Below are 21,680 nucleotides of genomic sequence, written 5' to 3'. Positions count from 1 at the left end.
ATTTTCTTTACAAAAACAATCTAATAAATACTATCATGAATTTACCGTACGCGGAGCCTTTCCGCATCAAAATGATTGAGGAAATCCGTCAGTCAACAAGAGAAGAAAGAGAACAATGGCTTAAAGAAGCAAACTATAATTTATTTAATCTAAAATCTTCACAGGTTTTCATCGACCTTCTTACCGATTCCGGAACAGGAGCGATGTCCGACAGACAATGGGGCGCCTTAATGATGGGTGATGAAAGCTATGCCGGATCGCGGTCTTTTGAGCAACTTCACCAGACCGTACAGAATATTACAGGCTTTAAATATCTTTTACCAACACACCAGGGAAGAGCTGCAGAAAATGTACTTTTTTCTGTTCTGGTAAAAGAAGGAGATGTAATTCCCGGAAACTCTCATTTTGATACCACAAAAGGACACATTGAATTCAGAAAAGCCCACGCCATCGACTGTACAATAGATGAAGCTTTTGATATTAATGATCTTCATCCTTTTAAAGGAAATATTAACCTTGGAAAGCTTGAGGAAGTTTATAAAAGCCACCCAGGAAAAATCCCTTTCTGCCTTATTACCATTACGTGCAATTCTTCCGGTGGACAACCTGTATCCCTGGAAAACATGAAAGCGGTAAAAGAACTTTCTGACAAATATGGTGTGCCTGTATTCTTTGATTCAGCGAGATTTGCAGAAAATGCCTATTTCATCAAAAAAAGAGAAGCCGGACAGGAAAACAGAACGATCAAGGAAATCTGTAAAGAAATTTTCTCCTACGGAGATGGGATGACCATGAGTTCTAAAAAAGACGGACTGGTAAACATCGGAGGTTTTATCGCTTTAAATAATGAAGAAGTTTTTAGAAAAGCTTCCAATTTTACCATTATTTACGAGGGATTCATCACTTATGGCGGGATGGCCGGAAGAGACATGGCAGCTTTAGCGGTAGGTCTCGACGAAGCGACAGAATTTGCTTATTTAGAAAGCAGAATTTCACAGGTGGAATATCTTGGAAATAAATTAATAGAATATGGAATTCCGGTTCAGAAGCCAATCGGCGGACATGCTGTTTTCATTGATTCCCTGAATTTCCTTCCAAAAGTTGACCGCTCGGAATATCCGGCACAAACCTTAGGACTTGAGATTTACAAGGAAGCTGGCATCAGAACAGTAGAAATCGGAACCTTACTGGCAGACCGGGATCCTGAAACAAGAGAAAACCGTTATCCAAAACTGGAACTTGTGCGTCTTGCAATACCAAGAAGAACTTACACCAACAACCATATGGATTATATTGCCGCTGCTATCAAAAACGTGTATGAAAGACGTGATGAAATTGCAAAAGGATATAAAATTACCTGGGAACCTGATCTTTTGAGACACTTCACCGTTCAATTGGAAGAAGCTTAAAAATAAAGCGGTTCGGGCTCAAAACGAAGTTTTGAGCCCGAACCTTTATATAAAAGACTACGTAAATTATTTTTTAGAAATTCTATACAGCTTCCCGCTGTCTGTTATCGCGTACAAATTACCATCACTTCCGTTCAAAACATCACGAAAACGCTCTTTTTCATCAGTAAGAAGCCTTTCTTCGCCAACCACTTTATTATCTTTCATGACAATCCGATTGATATGTTCACCGCTAAGGCAGCCTATCATCAGATTTCCTTTCCACTCATCGATATTTCCGGTGTAGAAGGTCACGCCGCTCGGTGAGATTACAGGATCCCAATAATAAACAGGCTGCTCTGTCCCTGCTTTTTGGGTAGTTCCGTTATTTATTTTTTCGCCGGAATATTCAATTCCGTAGGTTACATCTCCCCAGCCATAGTTCTTACCGGCTTTTATTAAATTAATTTCGTCTCCGCCTCTTGGTCCCATCTCTACATCCCAAAGATTTCCATTGGGATCGATCGCCATTCCCTGAGGGTTTCGGATTCCATAGGCATAAATTTCAGGCTTAAATCCTGCTTTTCCTATAAACGGATTTCCCGGTGCGGGTTTACCATCTTTTGTAATTTTTAAAATTTTACCTAAATAATTATCTGTTCTCTGGGCATACACTCTCGTCTGCTTGTCAGATCTTTCGCCGGTGCTAACAAATAAATTTCCGTCTTTGTCGAAAGCTAGTCTGCTTCCGTAGTGTTTATCGCCATTATAGGTAGGAGTTGCCCGGAAAATAACCTGTACGTCCGAAATATTTTTTAAATCCTGAGATAGCTTTCCTTTTCCAACAGCAGTATGATTTCCCTTTTCATAAGGTTCGGAAAAGCTGAAATAAATAATATTATTCGTTGCGAAATCCGGATCCAAGGCCACATCAAGCATTCCACCCTGCCCTTTGTCATCGACTTTGGGAAAACCTTCAATTTTTGAGATCTGCTTTCCGTCTTTGGAAACCACATTCATATACCCTTTTTTATCGGTAATTAAAAATCTTCCGTCCGGCAAATTAATGATTCCCCATGGCTTTCCAAGATCTTTACTTAGAATTTCAACCTTATAAGGAGTTGTAGTTTTTACGGCTTTGATTCTGGTCTGTCCGGCAAAAGCAGGTTTGTATTCCGGTGAGTTAGGAGCCTTTGTTTCTACGCTTCCGTCACTTCCAATCTGCTGTGCATTAACCTTACTTTCTTTACAAGACGAAAAAATTAAAAATAAAGTTACTGCTGAAATGTAAAATTTATTGATTTTCATACCATTATATTAAGTGATTCCGCTAAAGAATGGAAAAATAATGCCATAAAAATTTGGTAGTTTAAATTTTTATTCTACATTTGTAGAAAGAAATATCAAACCGTAGAATATGAAAGAAATAAAATTGACAGATACTGAAAAAGACCTTATGGAAATACTTTGGGAAAAAGAAAGGGCTTTTATGAAAGATATTTTGGAATCACTTCCTGATCCAAAACCGGCAACAACGACTGTTGCCACGCTGCTCAAGAGAATGCAGAACAAAGATTTCGTTGGCTATACACTTTATGGAAATTCCCGCGAATACTTTCCGAAGATCGCTAAGGGTGAATATTTCAAGGAAGAAATGTCTTCTATGATTGACCGTTTTTTCAATAGCTCTGTGACGCAGTTCGCTTCGTTTTTTACTTCAAATGCAAAACTTTCACAAAAAGAGCTGAAAGAACTCCGGGAAATAATTGATAAACAAATTGAGGAAAAATGATTTACATTTTAAAAATAATACTGTGTTCTTCATTGCTTGTCACGCTCTATTTTGTATTTCTGCAGAAGGAAAAAATGTACCGGTTTAACAGATTTTATTTACTTTTTTCACTAATTTTCTCATACGTTGTACCTTTTATTTCAGTTACATCAGAAAATCCGAAACCAGTTAACAGACTACAGACAACACTTGAAGTAACCACGCAAGTTTTAGACCTTACTCCCAAACAAGAGAGTTTTAACTGGACAAATCTTCTTTGGATCCCCTATGGAATAATAACTGTGACCCTGTTAATAAAGACCATTTATTCCATTTCAAAAATAAAAAATATAAAAGGCAAAAAAATAGAGTATGAAAATCAAAAAGTAATTCTGACTGATGAAAACATTCCTCCTTTCAGTTTCTGGAAAACGATTTACATCGGGAAAAATTATCTGGCAAACAACCAAATTGATCCACGGATTTTCATTCACGAAAAAAGCCATATCGACCAGAAACACAGCCTTGATCTTTTATTTATTGAAGTTTTAAAAATTTTTACATGGTTTAATCCTTCTCTTTATCTCTACAAAAAAGCCATCGTCACCAATCATGAATTTCTGGCAGATGAATCTGTATTAAAGAAAAATTTTAATGTAAAAGATTATCAGCACCTTATTCTTGATGAAATTATTTCATCTAAAAACTATAACCTTATCCATACATTCAATTTTAACAACACCAAAAAACGATTTATTATGATGAACACGAAAAAGTCTAAACTGACAAACCTCAAAAAAGTAGCCATCGCGCCTGTTCTGCTTCTTGCATTCGGACTATTTGTGCAGAAAACATATGCAAATCCTATTGAAAAAATCATTGAGGAAACGCAGAATAAAAGTTCAGAATCCCTGAAACACTCTTCTTCTGAAGATACTGGAAGGGTATTTGACGATTCTGAAAGTAAAGTTTTAAATCAACAAATTGAAACACAAGGAACACAAATTGAAAATACAAACACCAGAAAAACCGTTCAGGATACAATTCGCCCAAAAGAAGGTAAAAATACAAATCTAAAAGAGGAAACAGCAGCAAGGAACACAGAAACAGTAACATCTAAAGACGATGTGACATTACTTCCACAGTATCCCGGAGGATTTAATGCATTGAGAACTAAGATTTCAAAGCTATTTGACGCATCAAAAATGAATGCTGACAAATCTAAGAAATTCAATAGAACTGAACTTACCTATACCGTTGATGAAACAGGAAATGTTATCGATGTAGACGCCACCGGAAATGATGAAATTTTCAATACTGAAGCAATTTCGGCATTAAAAAAAGCCAATGAAAATGTTGTCTGGACACCTGCAGAAAAGGACGGAAAACCTGTTCGTTATCGAATGAAGATCCCATTGATTATGACTTTTCAGTAATCATTAAACACTCATTGCGAGTGTTTTTTATTTCAAATATTTTAGAATTTTTCTATACGTACAATTTCTTTTGAGGTATCTAATACTTTTCAGTGTCAAATATTTCTTTCGTACTTTTGTAGGTAAGATCACAATTTTCTATGCAATTCAAACTTCAATCAGAATATAAACCCACCGGCGATCAGCCACAAGCTATTGAAAAGCTTACCGAAGGTATTAAAATCGGTGAAAAATACCAGACCCTTCTGGGAGTTACCGGTTCCGGTAAAACCTTTACAGTAGCCAATGTTGTACAAAATGTACAGAAACCAACTCTGGTTCTGGCCCATAATAAAACCCTGGCAGCACAGCTGTTCATGGAATTCAAGGAATTTTTTCCTGAAAATGCAGTTGAGTATTTCGTGAGTTATTACGACTATTATCAGCCGGAAGCGTATATCGCAACGACCGGAACTTATATTGAAAAGGATCTCAGCATTAATGAAGAAGTTGAGAAGCTAAGACTTTCAGCCACAGCAAGTTTGCTTTCAGGAAGACGAGATGTCCTGATTGTCGCCTCTGTATCCTGCATTTACGGTATCGGTAATCCAACAGAATTCCACAAATCCCTGATATCTATCGCTATTGGAGAAAAAGTAACCCGCACAGCATTATTACACGCATTGGTTAATGCTTTATATTCCAGAACCTTAAATGAATTCCAGAGAGGAACATTCAGGGTAAAAGGAGATGTGATTGACGTATTTCCAGCGTATGCCGATAACGCTGTGAGAATACAGTTTTTCGGAGATGAAATTGAAAAAATTCAAAGCTTTGATCCCGTTTCCGGAAATGTAACTTCGAATTTTGAGCAAATTCAGATCTATCCGGCCAATCTTTTTGTAACCTCAAAGGAGACTTTAAATGGCGCCATCCGGAATATTCAGGATGACCTGGTAAAACAGGTAGATTTTTTTAATGCTATTGAAAAACCGCTGGAAGCTAAAAGACTCCAGGAAAGAACAGAGCTGGATCTTGAAATGATCAAAGAACTGGGATATTGTTCCGGAATTGAGAACTATTCAAGATACCTTGACGGCAGGCTGCCGGGCACAAGACCTTTCTGTCTTCTTGACTATTTTCCAAAGGATTATTTAATGGTTATTGATGAAAGCCACGTTACCGTTCCACAGGTTCACGCAATGTACGGAGGAGACCGGAGCAGAAAAGAATCTCTGGTAGAATACGGTTTCAGGCTTCCTGCCGCGATGGACAACAGACCTTTGAAATTTGAGGAATTTGAAGCCATTCAGAACCAGGTTATTTATGTTTCGGCGACACCCGCAGATTATGAACTGGAAAAAACAGGAGGCGCCTATATAGAACAGATTATACGTCCGACCGGTCTTTTGGATCCAATTATCGAGATAAGACCGACCATCAATCAGATTGATGATTTAATGGAGGAAATTCAAAAAAGAGCTGATCTTGATGAAAGGGTTCTGGTTACAACCCTGACTAAGAAAATGGCTGAAGAATTGACGAAATATTTCACAAAATTCGGAATCAGGACCAGATATATCCACTCTGATGTTGAAACCCTTGAGCGTATTCAGATCATGCAGGATCTAAGAGTCGGGCTTTTTGATGTTTTGATCGGAGTTAATTTATTGAGAGAAGGATTGGATTTACCGGAAGTTTCCCTTGTAGCCATTCTGGATGCCGACAAAGAAGGAATGTTACGAAGCCGTCGATCCATGATTCAGACTGTAGGACGTGCCGCCCGAAACCTTAATGGTAGAGCCATTATGTACGCTGATAAAATTACAAAATCAATGCAGGCCACATTGGATGAAACGGAGTATCGTAGGGCAAAACAAATGCAGTATAACGAAGAACATGGTAAAGTGCCTGTTGCCTTGAATAAGAAAATTTCTGAAAGCTTAGTCGGAAGAACAAAAGATTTCCCGGACGAAAAATATACCCAGAAGGAAATTCTTCAGAAAGTTGCAGAAGCGAAAGCCAGCTACACAAGCGAAGATATCGAAAAGGTAATCGCACAAAAGCAAAAAGAAATGGAATCTGCAGCGAAAAACCTGGATTTCATTAAAGCAGCGAAATTGAGAGATGAAATTGAAGCGCTAAAAGCATAAGAACTTCGGTGGCACCTTTGGTGCCGCCGAAGTTCTTAAAACCTGTATGTTTTGTTTTTATACTTCTCATAATTCACTCTTCCTCCGCGAATCGGAATCAGTAGATCCATCAAGCCATTTAATTTTATTTCATAAATGGTGGACAGCTGCATTCCCAATTTTCCTTTGGGCATCCCTTTGCGGTGAAACCATTCAAGATAGCTAATTGGCAGATCGGCCAAAACCGTTCCTTCATATTTCCCGAAAGGCATTTTAACCTCGCAGATTTCTTTTAATATTTCTGGGTTTATTCCGTATTCCATTTTATACTAATAAATCTATTTTTTCTTCAAGTTCATCATCCTTGTTCGGCAGCTTCAGATCTGGTGTATCGTCTTCAGAAAATTCGTTTCTGTAAACCTGAATCAGCAACAGTGTAAGAGAAATAAGAATAGGCCCGAAAACCAACCCCATAAATCCGAATAGATTCATTCCCATAATTATCCCGAAAACAGTATTCAAGGGATGGATATCTTCCAGCTTTTTTAGAAGGGTAAAACGCAATACATTATCCGTCAATCCCACGATAACGAGACAATAAGCTGCCAGCCCCAAGCCGGTCCCGGTGTCTCCTTCAGCAATCATATAAATGCAAATCGGAACGTAAATTATAGCCGCTCCTACAACGGGAATCATGGATGCCGCCGCAGTTAAAGCAAAAAGCAAAACCGGACTCGGTGCTCCGAAAATAAAATATCCTATCAGCGCGACAATTCCCTGCCCGAGAGCTACTACAGGAATTCCGATGGCATTTGCCATGATGAGCTTTCTCATTTTTTCGCCGATTAACGATACATTTGATCTTTTCAAAGGTGCCGAGGATGACAATATCCTTTCAAAAAACCTTGGCTTTTCGAGCATAAAATAAAGGATAAAATACATCGACAAGACAACCGTTAATGTATTGAATGTACCGCTCAATGCTTTGGTAGAAAACTGGCCCACATTATTCTTAAGCTTATCCATATTTTCTTTGCTTAAGATATCAAATCCTATCTTAGAATAAATATAGGTATGAATTTTTTCGAGAAATACATTAAACTTATCCATATAAGCCTGTGCATTTCCTAATTTTTCAATTAATAAGTCGCCGATAAAGTAAATCGGAAGGATAAGAATAACCAGACTTGCAAACATTAAAGCCAATGAAGAAGCCCAGGGTTTCCACTTTTTTTCTTCCTGCAGATAAAAATTATACTTTCTGCAGACAACATAAATGGTAATGGCTCCTAAAACAGAAGGAATGAAAAGGGCGAGATTGAAACAGATCAATCCTGCCAGTACCAGAATAATCGCAATCAGCGAAACCTGTTTTATTTTTACACTGCTTATTTGCTCTTGTTTATTCATTATTTATTCAGCATTATTTGTCTTGGTTTTCCAAGGTAAGCGCAGTATGCAGAATACATTACTGCCATGATAAACGGAGCCGTCAAAATAACTCCGATAAAGCAAAGGACAACGCCTGCCATAGAAATCAAAAACCCAAGAATTGTAATACCAAGAAAAGTGCCGTAATTTTCTTTAACAATAGAAAAAGATTTTCCGATCGCATCTGTAGCAGAAGCATTTTCAAACAATAAGATCGGATAGCCCAGCATTAAAAACGGATAAACGAAAACAATAGGAAATACGCAAAGCGAAAGTGCTACTGTTGAAATAATTCCTGATAATAACGCATAAATCAGAATATTAACAAAGTTCTGTCTGTAGCCAATGAAAAGATCCGAAAACTCAATCGGATTTTTCGTGTTGTATTTATTGATCATGTAGATCAGACCTACATAAAGAGGTGCAAGCAATAATACCAAAAGCCCGGAAAATGTGAGATACAAAGGAAAACCCGGAGCATTCCAGTAGTTGAAATCATAATTACCGCTTTCTCTCATTTCTTCCATCATTGATGCAGAATTGAACCCCGTAATAGTCTGTATCACAAAACCTAAAAGCAGATAAACAATCATTGCGATAATGGCATAAAGGAAAACGCCTTTATACATTTCGAAGGCATGCGAAATAATCGATCCTGTATTTCTTTCCGGAACAGAGCCTTGCTGTTCAAATTCACTGAATTCTGACATGGTGTTTATATTTTAATGTTGTTTCTACCAAATTTAATTTATTTTGACAGAAAACGCATTAAAAACTCAGTCAAAAATTAATTTTTCTCTGAAAAGATAACTTTATACAATGAATAAATCATTGCATTCCAGAACGGAAAGGTAAAAAGTCCTCCTATAAAAAACAGTGCAAAACCGATATATTTAAACAAAACAGCAACCATGATGCATACCAGAATTTCCAGGAAATACATTCTGAGTGCTTTAAAATTTAAAGACAATGATTCCAAAATACTTTTATTCATAAAGAACATCATAGGAGCGACAAACATCGTAATGGAAACCCAAACCACACCCAGAATAATCGTCTGAATACTGTATGCAAAAATGAAATACCAGAAAATGTAATACCCGATGTATCTGAAAAAATTCAATCCGTTGTACCCCACAAAAAGATCTCCCAGCTCAATTTTTTCACCAAGATCCATCTTCCTGTAAATCTGATAAAAGCCAAGATTTAGCGGATACAGAAAAATATTCGTCCCCATCATCCACAGCGAAAAGTTCTGAAAATTTTCCGTCGAAAGAAGTTTCTGAAGTTCTGCCGTATATACCTGAACGCCTTCTTTAGCATATTTTGCGGTTTCCAGATAGCCGGTCAGGACTCCGTATTTTGCATCGCAGAAAAACAATACGGTCATCATAATTCCGAAATATATAATGGAAAACATCAGCTGAAAAACCAATGTTTTATTCCAGTAGAAAAATGCCTGCTTCAGTATAAAATCCAATCCCGGTTTCTGTGGATATTTGTTTTCCATAAAAAAATTTTGTGCAAAAGTAAACATCAATAATTACTTTTGCGGAATGTTTTCAGTGAATCATCAAAAATTTATGGAAATGGATGAACTTTCACTTCAGAAAGTCCGTTACTTTTTCATTGTAGATTTCCTTGCGCAGCATGTTGAAATATTTAAAGAAAATGAAATTGAAAAATCAGGTTTATTAATTGATTTTCAAAACTATTCAAATGTAAAAAAGCATCACGCATTATCTAAAAATGTGGAATGGAAATCATTCCCCGAAACCTTGGAAAGCTTTAAAAAAGGCTTTGACAAAGTTCAGAAAAATATTCACATTGGAAATTCATATCTGGTAAACTATACCAGTAAGACAAAAATAGAAACCAATCTGACATTAGAAGAAATTTTTTATCATTCTACCGCAAAATATAAGGTGTATTATAAAGATTTTTTTGTATTTTTTTCTCCTGAAACTTTTGTGAAAATCATTGATGGTAGAATATTTACGTATCCCATGAAAGGAACAATCGATGCTTCTCTGGAAAATGCGGCGGAAATTCTCAGGAATGATAAAAAAGAAAAAGCGGAACATTACACAGTGGTTGATCTGCTAAGGAACGACCTCAGCATGGTGGCAGATGATGTGAAAGTTGATAAATTTCAGTATATTGACTTCATTAAAACCAAGCAAAAAGATCTGTACGCCATGAGCTCTGAGATTTCGGGAAACATTAAGCCTGAATTCGACGGTAAGCTGGGCAGCATTATGGAAAAAATCCTTCCTGCCGGATCCATCTTAGGCGCTCCGAAACCAAAAACACTCGACATTATTCTGGACGCAGAAGGCTATGAAAGAGGCTATTATACAGGAGTTTGCGGCTGGTTTGATGGTGAAAACCTCGACAGCTGCGTGATGATACGATTTATTGAAAAAGAAGGCAATGAACTTTATTTCAAAAGCGGTGGTGGCATAACCCACATGAGCAGATTAGAAGACGAATATCAGGAAATGAAAAACAAAATCTATGTCCCAATTCATTGAAAGTATTAAGGTAGAAGATCAGGAGATTTTTTTATTAGATCTCCATCAAAAACGTGTAGATGCAACATTTGCCCATTTCGGAAAAGAAGGAAGCATTGATCTTGCCAAAATTTATGAGCATCTTGAACATGATGAAGATGGGCTTTTTAAACTAAGAATTGTATACAGCCTGGACAAAAAAATCCGGACTCAGATGATTCCTTATGCTATTCCTGAAATAGAGAACTTTCAGTTGGTGGAAAACAACAGTTTCGACTATTCTTTTAAGTTTGAAGACCGTAAAGAACTGGAAAAAATGAAAATGAGATCTAAAGCTGAAGAAATCATTATCGTTAAAAATAACCATATCACAGATACATCTTACTCAAACCTGCTTTTTCTGAAGGGAAAAGACTGGTTTACTCCAACTTCCTATCTTCTTAACGGCGTGCAAAGACAAAACCTCTTAAGAAAAAAAGAAATAAAGGAAACCGAGATTACCCTGCAAAACATCAAAGAATTTTCTCATTTTCAGATCATTAATGCGTTAAATGACTTTGATGAGAACTTCATTTATCCCATTGACAGAATTATCAATTTACCAGGAAATGAAGAATATGCAGATCTTTAATTTTCTTTAAGGTAATTAAAATAGGCTTTCTGTATATCCGCATTATTCCTGCCATACGTGTTGACTTCCAATATTTTAGGCTGAGCATCGGGTTTGAAGAAATTCTCAAGCACCCGGTCTAAGGTTGCTTCCTCGTCTACTTTCGTATAAGAAAAGCCGAAATGTTTAGCCAGAAACTCTGCATTTTTATGGTGTTTCGTGGCAATAAATTCGTCCAGCGTATTAGGGTTGGCATTTCCAGGTCCTGGAATAATCTTAAAAATATTTCCTTCCCCGTTATTAAAGATCATAATTCTTACAAATGGCGGAATATATTGATTCCAAAGACCGTTAATATCATAAAAGAAGCTGAGATCTCCTGTAATCAGTAAAGTAGGGTCAGCATTTTTTATCGCAAAACCCATAGCCGTTGAAGTGGAGCCGTCAATTCCGCTCGTCCCTCTGTTACAGTAGATTTTTCTTTTTCCGTAATCAAACAGCTGGGCATACCGTATCGCAGAACTGTTGCTGAAATGCACATTATAGTTCTCCGGAATCATCTGTGACGTTTTATTGAAAAAATAAAAATCGGAAAACTCCACCGTACTTAAGAATTTATCATGCCTTGCATCTTTTTTATCCCTCAGCACATCCCAGAGATTAAAGTACGGACTTGGCTCAAGATTAATGAATTTCAGCAATTTAGAAAAGAAAACTTCTGGTTTTACTTCCACTTTTTCCGTCAACGCAAAATACGTGTCCGGCTGCCACACCTCATCCAGGTGCCAGTGCTGTTTTGGGCGCGCTTTTCTGAGAAACTGCTTAACTTTTTTAGAAACCACATTCTGTCCTACGGTAATCAGAAGATCGGGAGCATACAGTTGAAAATCCTCTTCCGTAAAATTGAAAACATAGCGGTCAATATGCCTGAAGAACTTATCATGATGAAGATTGGAATTCGCTTCACTTAAAACCACTACAGAATGATTTTTCACCAGTTGAGTCAGCTGATTCTCAAGCTCCGGGCTATAATCTCTTGTTCCCACAAGAATCATGATTCGCTGTGAGGTATTCCAGTCTGCCACCAGGTTAGATGGAATTTCGTATTCTTTTTGCTTTAATGTTTTTTCTATGGTAGGGAAAGTCGGAAGCTCAGAAACCAGCTCATATAAAGGCTCTTCAAGAGGAATATTGATATGAACAGGGCCTTGCTTTTCGATACATAACTCAATCGCTTTCTTGATCGTATCAAAGTTAAGGTCTTCCGCATTTTCTTTACTGTCTTCCAGCAATTGGAAATCTCCGTAAGAATGCTGATGAAAAAGATTATTCTGTCTGATGGTCTGTCCATCGAAAATATCCACATAATCCATTGGTCTGTCAGCCGTTAACACCAAAAGCGGAATGTTGGAATAAAAAGCTTCTGTGATGGCAGGATAATAATTAGCCGCCGCCGAACCGCTGGTACACGTTATTGCCACAGGCTTCTTTTCGCTCATCGCCATCCCCATTCCTACAAAAGCCGCGCTTCTTTCATCAACAATACTGAAACAGTTGAAGCTGTCTGTTTCCGAAAAATGAATCGCCAGAGGGGCGTTTCTGGATCCCGGTGAAATGATAATATCTGAAATTCCGTATTGCTGAAGAAGGTGTGCGAGTATCTGAATACTTCTTTTGGAAGAATATTTTTTCATAAAGCAAATTTAGCGGATAAATGCTTAACACGAAAAAGAATTTAATTTAAAAATCTGTAATTTAGCCGTTCGTTAAATTTCTAAAAATGGACAAAATACCTAGTGTAGACCTGCGTGATTTCCTTTCGGGTGACCCGGAACGCAAACAGAAATTTGTAAATGAAATCGGAAAAGCTTATGAAGAAATTGGTTTTGTTGCCTTAAAAGGCCACTTTCTTGATGACAAATTAGTAGATGAATTGTATGGAGAGGTAAAGAACTTTTTTGAATTGCCAACGGAAACGAAACAGAAGTACGAAATTCCGGGGATTGGCGGACAAAGAGGCTATGTAGGATTCGGTAAGGAAACTGCTAAAGGCTTTAAAAAAGGAGACTTGAAAGAATTCTGGCATTTCGGACAATATGTGTCTGATGACTCCAAATACAAAGACGAGTATCCTGATAATGTAATCGTTGAAGAACTTCCGAAATTCAACGAAGTGGGTAAGGAAGCTTACCAGATGTTGGAAAAAACAGGACAGTATGTTCTGAGAGCTTTAGCCCTGTATCTTGGTCTGGATGAATTTTATTTTGATGATAAAATTGCGGAAGGAAATTCGATCTTAAGACCGATCCACTATCCTCCGATCACGGAAGAGCCGAATGATGCCGTAAGAGCAGCAGCTCACGGAGACATTAATCTCATCACCCTTCTGATGGGATCTCAGGGAAAAGGACTTCAGGTTAAGAATCATAATGGTGAATGGATCGATGCGATTGCAGAACCGGACGAACTGATGATCAATGTAGGAGATATGCTTTCGAGACATACCAACAACAAGCTGAAATCTACCATACACCGTGTGGTAAATCCGCCAAGAGAACTGTGGGGAACTTCAAGATATTCTATCCCGTTCTTTATGCACCCGGTGAGCTCAATGTCATTGAATGCTCTCGAAAACTGTGTGGATGAAGATCATCCAAAATTGTATGAAGACACTACCGCAGGAGAATTTCTCCACGAAAGACTCATCGAATTGGGACTGATCAAAAAATAATATTGAAAACCGGGTATGTAGCCCGGTTTTGCTTTTAAAGGGCAGCATGAAATTTTTCTGTTAGAATCTTCCTGTATTTTTCAGCTCTTACGGTATCTTTTTTGTGAATCCAAAAATCATAAGAACCTCTGAAGTAATATTCCTGGCATTTTGCCGGCAAATACTGGTTGATTTCATCCTCATCGGTATGCTCCACAATTTCATATGACGGAAGTTTTAGGTTGAGCAATTTCCGATGTAAGGAATATCTGCGTAGAATATCATAATCTGACCATGAATTACATGAGAAGTTCGCTATATCTTTTTTAAAATACTTTCCAAAATAATAAAGCATCAGTTCTTTCTCGGTATTATCCATTTTGCTGCTCCCGAAACTCATAAAAACGGTAAAAAACCACCGGTCTTTAGCCATCCTCTCGATCTCTTTATAACGAATATCTTCTCTTCCGTATGGCGAATGATTTAGCCTTTCAGCCTTTTTGAGTGCATCTCCTAAATACATCTCTGAAGTACGTATAAATCCTTTAGCATCGTTGTTTTGATAATACTTCTGGTACTCAGATATTTTTAATGTTAAATCATTAGACAACTTATAATTGACATAGCTATGAAGTTCACTTTTATCTCCCGTAAACGTTACAGAATCCTGCTTAAAATGTATGCCTAAAGATTGCTGAGGGCTTAAAAACAAGTAAATATTTCTCTTTGTTTTCTTATCATTATTATAAAAGAGAGAAATGTACTTCAATTCATCTTTTGCGGTGATTGTTTTCTTCTGATTAATTCCTACATCAGCTTTTTTATTGGTGTATTCTATTTGTATAGGAAAGCGGCTGTCATTTGTCACCGTTATTTGCTGGGCCTTTCCCATGCAGGAAAGCAGAAGCAGCAAAAGCAGTATTGGGCTGTTTAATCTTTCATTTGACATCATGAGGTAAACGTAAGTAAAATATTTAAATATTTAATATACCACTTTGTATTGATATATTATTTTTTTGTTTAACTTTACATTACTATCAAATTTTTAACTAAAACAATATGAAAAACCTAAAAAAACTAAGCAAAGGCCAGTTAAAAAACATCAAAGGAGAAGGTATTACACTTCCGGAGCCTGAATATTGCATGTATGCATGCGGAAATGTGATCATCTGCGCAACGTGCAGTAAAGATTTCAAATGCCCGGAGGTTGATACGATGTAAGAACACATTTTATCTAATCTATATGAAAGCCGTTCCTTATTGGGAGCGGCTTTTATTTTTAAGATAGCAGGAAACAGGAAGCGAAATTTGGTCAGGCTGCCACAAAGAATATGTTTAGGCTAAAGCCAAATATGTTTGATTATTATAAATGGGCTAAAGCCCATTCCTATTGATTTTTTGATGTCTTTGTTGACTTCAAAAAGAAGAGTGAATCCAATAAAAATCTGCTTAATCAGCGGGAGTATCTTCCAAAAGCCTAGTTTCTACTGTTAAGTTCCAGCAAAGGGTCAATATATTCTCTGTCGTTGCTCAGTCGGGGGACTTTATTCTGTCCTCCCAATTTGCCTTTCGATTCGAGCCAGCAGTAGAAAAGATTGGGTCTGGCAATATGCACGATCGGTCTCTTAAGCGTCATATTATTATAACGTTTTGCCTCATAATCTGAGTTGATCGACTTCAGGTGATTATCAAAAACATCAATGAAAAGTTCAAGATCATTGGGCATCTGGCAGAATTCGAAAATCCATTCATGGGCGCCGCCCTCGTTTTCCTTCATGAAAACAGGCGCTCCCGTAAAGTCGGAGACAGCGGCTTGCGTTTCTTCGCAGGCTTTTGCCAGAGCAGATTCTACATTGGTGATCATGAGCTCTTCTCCAAAAGCATTGATATAGTGTTTCGTTCTCCCCGTAATTTTTATTCTGAAAGGATTGGTAGAGGTAAATACCACCGTATCTCCGATGAGGTATCTCCACAAACCGCCGTTTGTTGTAATGACCATGGCATAGTTCTTTCCGGTTTCCACATCTTCCAGGCTCACGACTTTCGGATTGGAAAGATGAAACTGATCCATCGGAATAAATTCATAAAAGATTCCGTAATCCAGCATCAGCAGCATTTCGTCGCTGTTGGAACGGTCCTGAATGCCAAAAAAACCTTCTGAAGCATTATAAATTTCGTAATAGTTGATCTCTTTTCCGATGATCTGCTTGTACTGCTCTCTGTAGGGCTTAAAGCTGATTCCGCCATGAAAGAAAACCTCCAGGTTTGGCCACAGTTCCGAAATATTTTTTATATCCGTTTCTCGGATCACCCGTTGTAGCAGTACCATCATCCAGCTCGGAACTCCCAGAATGCTTCCTACGTCTTCGTTTTTCACTTCTGAAGTGATGGCCTTCAGCTTGCTTTCCCATTCTCCCATCAGGGAAACTTTTTTGCTTGGCGTGGTGGTGATTTCTACCCAGAATGGCAGATTATCGATGAGGATCGCTGAGAGATCACCAAACTTGGTGTTAAAATCTGCGTACAGCTCTGAACTTCCTCCGAGGCGCAGGTTTTTGTAATTGAAAAGCTGATTTTCAGGGTGGTTGTTGGCATAGATGGATACCATATCTTTTCCTGCCTTCATGTGGCAGTATTCCAGGCTTTCTGCAGAAATGGGAATGAATTTGCTTTTGGCATTGGTCGTGCCTGAAGATTTGGCGAAATGTTTAATATGTCCGGGCCATGTAATATCTTTCTGGCCCTGTCTGGCTTTTTCGATATAAGGCTCAATCTCTTCATAAGTTACCACAGGAACCTTATTTTTAAAGTCCTGGTAGCTGGAAATAGAATTGAATCCGTACTTTTTACCGTACTCCGTATCCTCTGCATGAAACAGTTGGGAAAATAAGATCCCGTTTTGTGTTTCGATAGGATGATCCATAAAATTCTGAATCTGGTCTATCCGCTGACGGATAAACCAATTGACCACCGTATTGAAAAGTGCTTTCGTTGCCATTCCAACAAATATAATAATAATTGCATTTTCAGGGAATTTTTTATTATGATAAATTATAGATAAAGTTCAAATATCACATTCCCTGTAACGAGGTCCTGGGTTTTTATTGAATGACTTGCATCATAGCCCTGATTGAAACGAAAATCCCGGAGTGGAGCGGCGCAGCCGCGTAATGAGGAATTGCAGTGGAAAGCAGGTTCCCGGCTCCTGAAAAAGATAATCCGAGTTTAATGTCATAAAAAACAAAACCGCTACGGACTGTAACGGTTTTTATGTAAGATATTGATTTTCTTAGCAGTATTCATCATAAGCTGCCTGAAGGTTTGCCGCAATGGCACCTGCAGGATTTCCTTCAATATGATGTCTTTCCAGCATGTGTACCAGCTCACCATCTTTGAAAAGCGCTACGCAAGGAGAGCTTGGCGGGAACGGCGCAAGGTGTTTTCTGGCTTCCACTACGGCTTCTGTGTCGAATCCTGCGAAAACAGTCGTCAGGTGATCCGGCTTTTTATCTCCTGTTAATGAGTAAACGACACCCGGTCTTGCTGCTCCGGCAGCACATCCGCATACGGAATTGATTACTAAAAGAGTAGTTCCTGACTGCTTTAATGCCTCTTCAACTTGTGTTGGAGTGGTCAGGTCTTCGAAACCTTTATCTGTAAGTTCAGCCTTCATCGGCATTACTAAATCTGTTGGATACATATTTTTTGTTTTTATTAAGCTACAAATTTAAGCAATTCTTTAGTTTTCTTCAATATATAAAAACTATCGGTGCTTTTGGTAAATGAAATGAGTGCTACTGCGGGCCTTCGACTCCGCTCAGGCTCCGCCAGTCGATCGCTTCTAAATTCCCCTCTCCGGAGGGGTGGAATTTTCCCTACTGTTTTCTAACGTTGAACTTTGTAGTTACCATGACGACGGAAATGATGACATCCGTTCAATGGCGGCTGAGGTTCTCGAAGCCACCAGTCCTTCCAGTGTAACGCGGGCCTTCGAGAACCTCAGGCGCCGCCAATCGACAACTTTTCGTCGCTCCGTAGAATTCCATGTACCCTAACCGAAGGGAACGCTCATACTCTAAAACTCTCCAACCCTCACACAACTGCCACACACTTTTGTCATTGACTACGTCGAATCTGTGATTTCCGTAGGAATCTCGGCATAGCTTTTATAAAGTTAGCATGGAAAATTCGTGCTTAGATCCCTACGGGATGACAAGCTGGAATGATAAAACACTCACACTCCACAACTCTCACCCCCCCTCACTCAAAGTTGGCTGAGCGGAGCCGAACCCAGTGCGCTTTTGTGTTCAAAAAAACAATGCAATATTAAATATTAGATTTTGCTATCATTTGCTGAGCGAAGCGCCTTTGCGAACGGAAAATATACGGAATCATTTCAATAAACCTTGCGTTCTCTGCGTTGAAATTCATTTTATGAGATAGTGACTTCGGCTCCGCTCAGGCTCCGCCAGTCGATCGCTTCTAAACTCTCCTCTCCGGAGGAGTGGAATTTTCCCTACTGTTTTCTAACGTTGAACTTGTAGTTACTATGACGATGGAAATGATGACATCTGTTCAATGGTGGCTGAGGTTCTCGAAGCCACCAGTCCTTCAAGTATATGCGGGCCTTCTATAACCTCAGGCGCCGCCAGCCGACTACTTTTTGTCGTTCCACAAGAACAGCCATACAGCTATACTCTAAAGACACGCAATCCACTCTAAAACACTACAACCCCAATGGTGGCTGAGCGGAGCCGAAGCCACCTCTCCCACAAAAAAACTCCGGCCGGGAAAGATTTCCCAACCGGAGTAACACACTGATGAAAATACCCATCTTTATGATGGAATGATGGTTTGTTCTTGCGCTGATGAGCCTTACTCTAGTACAATATAACCTATGTACTGTCAACATACCCTTGACCGTACGGTCAACACACCCACACTCGGGCGGTCAACACACCCTTGACCGAGCGGTCAACGCACCCTTGATCGGGCGGTCAACACGGTGTTGACTGTAGCGCTTCCTTTTCTCTTACACCACAGTCAGTACTTTATCAAGGGTAGCCGTTCGAACTTCTTTCAAAAGAGCGCCTTGCGTGAACTGCGTCACCACTTCCAGATTATAGGTTCCCGCTGCCAATGCCGGAATCACCACCATAACTTCCGAAGGATTGTTGGTGACAATATCACTTTGCTCTACTTTGGTTCTTCCCTGTGTTGCAGTGTCTACAAAATAGATCCCTACCGAAGCATCATCTCCGGCGACTTTGATCTTGCTGCCTACAATTTTCAGGTTTCTGCCTGGAGTCAAAAGATCATTCACCGAACCGCTCTTAACATCCATTACCTGTAAGATGACCGCAGAAGCTTCTGCTACCCCTAAGATATTAACCTCAATATTAGGAATCTCTGCCCGCAGCTTTTCTCCCTGGTTGAACTGGAAGATAATGCTGTGTTTGTCCTTGTTAAACGTCTCAGACGGACTGTCGAAAACCCCACGGATGGCGGTGCTTGCGGTAAAATACCCGGTATTGACTGAAAAGCCGTCACAAAGCTGATACGCCATTTCTTTAAGGAACAGCTCTGTCGCATGTTCCATTGCCGAAGCGGAAACATCTGCACCACCACGGCTGGCGGCGGCTTCACAAATCTGCTTTACAGAAAGGGAACGCTCGCTTGCCGTACGGGCAATGAAGTCATTAGGATTGTCTTTGGTTAAAACGTTATCGTACAGATACGCTTTGATTTTGTGTAGGATGTTTGCCATTGTTGTTATTTTAAATTATTGTTATTAAATCTTCACAGGTTTCTGAAGCCTGCGAGGATTATGAGTATCAAGTAATGGATTGAAGATCCCTGAACTTAATTAGAATTTTATAATAGGCATAAGGGCAATATTACGTGGACGAGTTTCACCATCACCTCCTCCGTCAATAGTTACAGTATGGCTATGGTTATCATTAGGAATTACCCGAGGGGTGTTCACAATGTCTGGCTCACTTCCAGAATTGGCTGCATCTGCATTAGCAGGTGTATTACCTTCTCCTGAAACTGATCTTCTAAGAAGACCATAACTACCAGCATTAACAGTATTTGTGCTACTAGCACCGTTTCCTACGCCATGGTTATGAGTATAGGAAGAAGTGGTTCCTGTAAAATTTGTATTAGGAAGTTTTGTACTGTTGGTTTGTGTACTTCCCAATGTGCGGGACGCATCTGCTCCTCTTCCATGGTCCCAACCTCTTACAAATTCTCCTCTCAGATCGGGAAGATTAAAAGTGGTAGAACCATCTCCTGCCCCATAAGTTGTTCCAATAGCTGCAAATAAAGTGGCATACGTTGTACGGCTTACTGCTGCTCCGTTACATTCGAGATATCCCGTAGGGACTGTACTGGCAGCAGTATAACTTACTGTACCGGCAGGTGCACTTACGTTTACGGTTTGTGGCGTTTGTAATAAAATCCACTGTGTCCCATCATTAGTATATAAACCAGGTACTACATTATTGGGTGCGGTTCCGGCTGTAGCCGTATTGTACACCAGCATTCCTGCAACGTGCGCACTTAGTGGGCTTGCACTGTTTGTTGCTGTAAGAGCCAGAGAAGGTAGTTTTACACCTTTGGTAGTACTGCTGATATCAAGTGCAGCATTAGTGTTTGGAGCAGCTGTTCCTATTCCAACTGCATTATTCGCAGCATCTACAGAAAGGGTTGTACCATCCACAGAAAATCCATTCGTCGCTGTAGAAGTAAAGGCCAAAGTATTACCGCCTTGTGTGACTGTAGTGTTCCCGGACAATGCTCCGCTTCCTTTGTAGATGCCTCCTACCCCTGCTGCAAGATCTCCATTAGCTACACTTCCAGACATAATCTTTTGCCATGCAGAGCCATCAAAAAAGTAGTAACCTACTGCAGTAACGTTGGCCGTCTGTCCTGCGGGCGTTCCGGAGACTGAGTTCACATAAACAATCGCACCGGTTTGATTCGTACCATACGTGTATCCCTGGAGTGCCGTCAAAGAAAGCCTTGGAGCGATAATCCCTTCTGGACTACTCCCATTGCTTGCGGCTTTAACATCCAGTGTTGCATTAGGAACATTAATTCCGATCCCCACATTTCTAGTAGGTCCATCAATAGAAAGTGTTGCATTGCCGGTAGAAATATCTCCTCCAAACCTAAAGCTGTTATCATTGCCTATAGTCATTGCCCTATAATTGCCGATTCTGTTAGTAATAGTTAATGAAGATTTTCCAGGGATACCATTTTGTGCTCCTGCATTTTCACTTGCCAATGCCCAGTCTGAAGCAGAGTTTGTCATTCTCAGATGATCGCCACCTGCTCCACCTGCTCCGGAAATATGTATTCTAGCCTGAGGAGCAGCTGTTCCTATACCTATTCTGTCATTTGCAGCATCTACAGAAAGTGTAGTTCCATCCACAGAAAACCCATTGGTAGCAGTAGAATTAAAGGCGAGTGTATTGGCACCCTGTGTCACGATGGTATTACCTGATAAAGAACCGCTTCCTTTGTAGATACCTCCTACTCCTGCTGCAAGATCTACATTGGCTACACTTCCGGTCATGACTTTCTGCCAATTCGTCCCATCAAAATAATAATATCCCGCAGCGGTAATATTGGCTGTTGGCCCGGTAGGGTTAGAGTCGGCTGAAGAGGCATAAACAATAAGCCCTTTTTGTGCTGCTCCATAGA

General features: G+C 39.4%; 19 protein-coding genes. 8 read left to right on the top strand and 11 right to left on the bottom strand.

Annotated features, from left to right (window positions below):
• Positions 1–35: 35 nt before the first annotated feature.
• The gene (tnaA, locus tag AC3WV0_RS10125) at positions 36–1,409 is read left to right on the top strand and encodes a tryptophanase TnaA (RefSeq protein WP_488845971.1); all 1,374 of its coding nucleotides are present in this window, start codon (positions 36–38) and stop codon (positions 1,407–1,409) included.
• 66 nt (positions 1,410–1,475) lie between these two features.
• Here the strand turns inward: tnaA and AC3WV0_RS10120 are convergent, their stop codons facing one another.
• Positions 1,476–2,696 (bottom strand): PQQ-dependent sugar dehydrogenase, encoded by a 1,221-nt coding sequence (locus AC3WV0_RS10120; protein WP_488845970.1) that lies wholly within the window; start codon positions 2,694–2,696, stop codon positions 1,476–1,478.
• Positions 2,697–2,805: 109 nt separating this feature from the next.
• Between AC3WV0_RS10120 and AC3WV0_RS10115 the strand changes: the two genes are divergently transcribed.
• The 3 genes from AC3WV0_RS10115 (at position 2,806) to uvrB (ending at position 6,727) form a co-directional block, all read left to right on the top strand.
• A complete protein-coding gene (locus tag AC3WV0_RS10115) occupies positions 2,806–3,180 on the top strand; it encodes a BlaI/MecI/CopY family transcriptional regulator (RefSeq protein WP_090000103.1) in 375 nt (124 codons plus the stop codon).
• Positions 3,177–4,595: a M56 family metallopeptidase gene (locus AC3WV0_RS10110; protein ID WP_488845969.1), complete on the top strand. Its 1,419-nt coding sequence runs from the start codon at positions 3,177–3,179 to the stop codon at positions 4,593–4,595. The genes AC3WV0_RS10115 and AC3WV0_RS10110 overlap by 4 nt, the downstream gene beginning before the upstream one ends.
• Before the next feature lie 140 nt (positions 4,596–4,735).
• Positions 4,736–6,727: an excinuclease ABC subunit UvrB gene (gene uvrB / locus AC3WV0_RS10105; RefSeq protein ID WP_488845968.1), complete on the top strand. Its 1,992-nt coding sequence runs from the start codon at positions 4,736–4,738 to the stop codon at positions 6,725–6,727.
• Between the two features lie 35 nt (positions 6,728–6,762).
• Here uvrB and AC3WV0_RS10100 read toward each other — a convergent pair whose 3' ends face one another.
• The 4 genes from AC3WV0_RS10100 to AC3WV0_RS10085 form a co-directional block, all read right to left on the bottom strand.
• Positions 6,763–7,017, bottom strand: a complete 255-nt coding sequence (locus AC3WV0_RS10100) for a DUF3820 family protein (protein WP_488846110.1) — start codon at positions 7,015–7,017, stop codon at positions 6,763–6,765.
• Between the two features lie 13 nt (positions 7,018–7,030).
• Positions 7,031–8,116 (bottom strand): AI-2E family transporter, encoded by a 1,086-nt coding sequence (locus AC3WV0_RS10095; protein ID WP_488845967.1) that lies wholly within the window; start codon positions 8,114–8,116, stop codon positions 7,031–7,033.
• Positions 8,116–8,847: a beta-carotene 15,15'-monooxygenase gene (locus AC3WV0_RS10090; RefSeq protein ID WP_488845966.1), complete on the bottom strand. Its 732-nt coding sequence runs from the start codon at positions 8,845–8,847 to the stop codon at positions 8,116–8,118. The genes AC3WV0_RS10095 and AC3WV0_RS10090 overlap by 1 nt, the downstream gene beginning before the upstream one ends.
• Positions 8,848–8,924: 77 nt before the next feature.
• The gene (locus tag AC3WV0_RS10085) at positions 8,925–9,647 is read right to left on the bottom strand and encodes a hypothetical protein (protein ID WP_488845965.1); all 723 of its coding nucleotides are present in this window, start codon (positions 9,645–9,647) and stop codon (positions 8,925–8,927) included.
• Between the two features lie 46 nt (positions 9,648–9,693).
• Here AC3WV0_RS10085 and AC3WV0_RS10080 point away from each other — a divergent pair, with 46 nt between their 5' ends.
• Together AC3WV0_RS10080 and AC3WV0_RS10075 are read left to right on the top strand one after the other, a co-directional pair.
• Positions 9,694–10,671 (top strand): aminodeoxychorismate synthase component I, encoded by a 978-nt coding sequence (locus AC3WV0_RS10080; RefSeq protein WP_488845964.1) that lies wholly within the window; start codon positions 9,694–9,696, stop codon positions 10,669–10,671.
• A complete protein-coding gene (locus AC3WV0_RS10075; RefSeq protein WP_312900591.1) occupies positions 10,655–11,281 on the top strand; it encodes an aminotransferase class IV in 627 nt (208 codons plus the stop codon). The genes AC3WV0_RS10080 and AC3WV0_RS10075 overlap by 17 nt, the downstream gene beginning before the upstream one ends.
• Here AC3WV0_RS10075 and menD read toward each other — a convergent pair.
• On the bottom strand, positions 11,278–12,954 hold the full coding sequence (menD, locus tag AC3WV0_RS10070) for a 2-succinyl-5-enolpyruvyl-6-hydroxy-3-cyclohexene-1-carboxylic-acid synthase (protein ID WP_488845963.1): 1,677 nt from the start codon (positions 12,952–12,954) through the stop codon (positions 11,278–11,280). The genes AC3WV0_RS10075 and menD overlap by 4 nt on opposite strands.
• Positions 12,955–13,040: 86 nt before the next feature.
• On the opposite strand from menD, the gene AC3WV0_RS10065 reads away from it, so the two are divergent.
• Positions 13,041–13,991 carry an isopenicillin N synthase family dioxygenase gene (locus AC3WV0_RS10065; RefSeq protein ID WP_488845962.1) on the top strand — a complete coding sequence of 317 codons (951 nt, stop codon included), beginning with the start codon at positions 13,041–13,043 and terminating at the stop codon, positions 13,989–13,991.
• Between the two features lie 34 nt (positions 13,992–14,025).
• On the opposite strand, the gene AC3WV0_RS10060 is transcribed toward AC3WV0_RS10065, so the two are convergent.
• Positions 14,026–14,922 carry a hypothetical protein gene (locus AC3WV0_RS10060; protein WP_488845961.1) on the bottom strand — a complete coding sequence of 299 codons (897 nt, stop codon included), beginning with the start codon at positions 14,920–14,922 and terminating at the stop codon, positions 14,026–14,028.
• A 107-nt stretch (positions 14,923–15,029) separates the two neighbouring features.
• On the opposite strand from AC3WV0_RS10060, the gene AC3WV0_RS10055 reads away from it, so the two are divergent.
• Complete coding sequence (locus AC3WV0_RS10055) at positions 15,030–15,191, top strand: bacteriocin-like protein (protein WP_177175275.1); 162 nt, start codon at positions 15,030–15,032, stop codon at positions 15,189–15,191.
• 256 nt (positions 15,192–15,447) lie between these two features.
• Here the strand turns inward: AC3WV0_RS10055 and AC3WV0_RS10050 are convergent, their stop codons facing one another.
• The 4 genes from AC3WV0_RS10050 to AC3WV0_RS10035 form a co-directional block, all read right to left on the bottom strand.
• Positions 15,448–16,968, bottom strand: a complete 1,521-nt coding sequence (locus tag AC3WV0_RS10050; protein ID WP_488845960.1) for a GH3 auxin-responsive promoter family protein — start codon at positions 16,966–16,968, stop codon at positions 15,448–15,450.
• A 291-nt stretch (positions 16,969–17,259) separates the two neighbouring features.
• The gene (locus AC3WV0_RS10045) at positions 17,260–17,670 is read right to left on the bottom strand and encodes a BrxA/BrxB family bacilliredoxin (protein ID WP_090000116.1); all 411 of its coding nucleotides are present in this window, start codon (positions 17,668–17,670) and stop codon (positions 17,260–17,262) included.
• A gap of 1,332 nt (positions 17,671–19,002) precedes the next feature.
• Positions 19,003–19,737 carry a DNA-binding domain-containing protein gene (locus AC3WV0_RS10040; RefSeq protein ID WP_488845959.1) on the bottom strand — a complete coding sequence of 245 codons (735 nt, stop codon included), beginning with the start codon at positions 19,735–19,737 and terminating at the stop codon, positions 19,003–19,005.
• 99 nt (positions 19,738–19,836) lie between these two features.
• Positions 19,837–21,680, bottom strand: a 1,844-nt coding sequence (locus AC3WV0_RS10035; RefSeq protein WP_488845958.1) for a tail fiber protein, incomplete at its 5' end; no start/stop codon positions are given.

The organism is Chryseobacterium sp. 27AL (assembly GCF_057815395.1).
The sequence above is the reverse complement of the archived record's forward strand: the minus strand, read 5'-3'. Positions and strand labels throughout refer to the sequence as shown.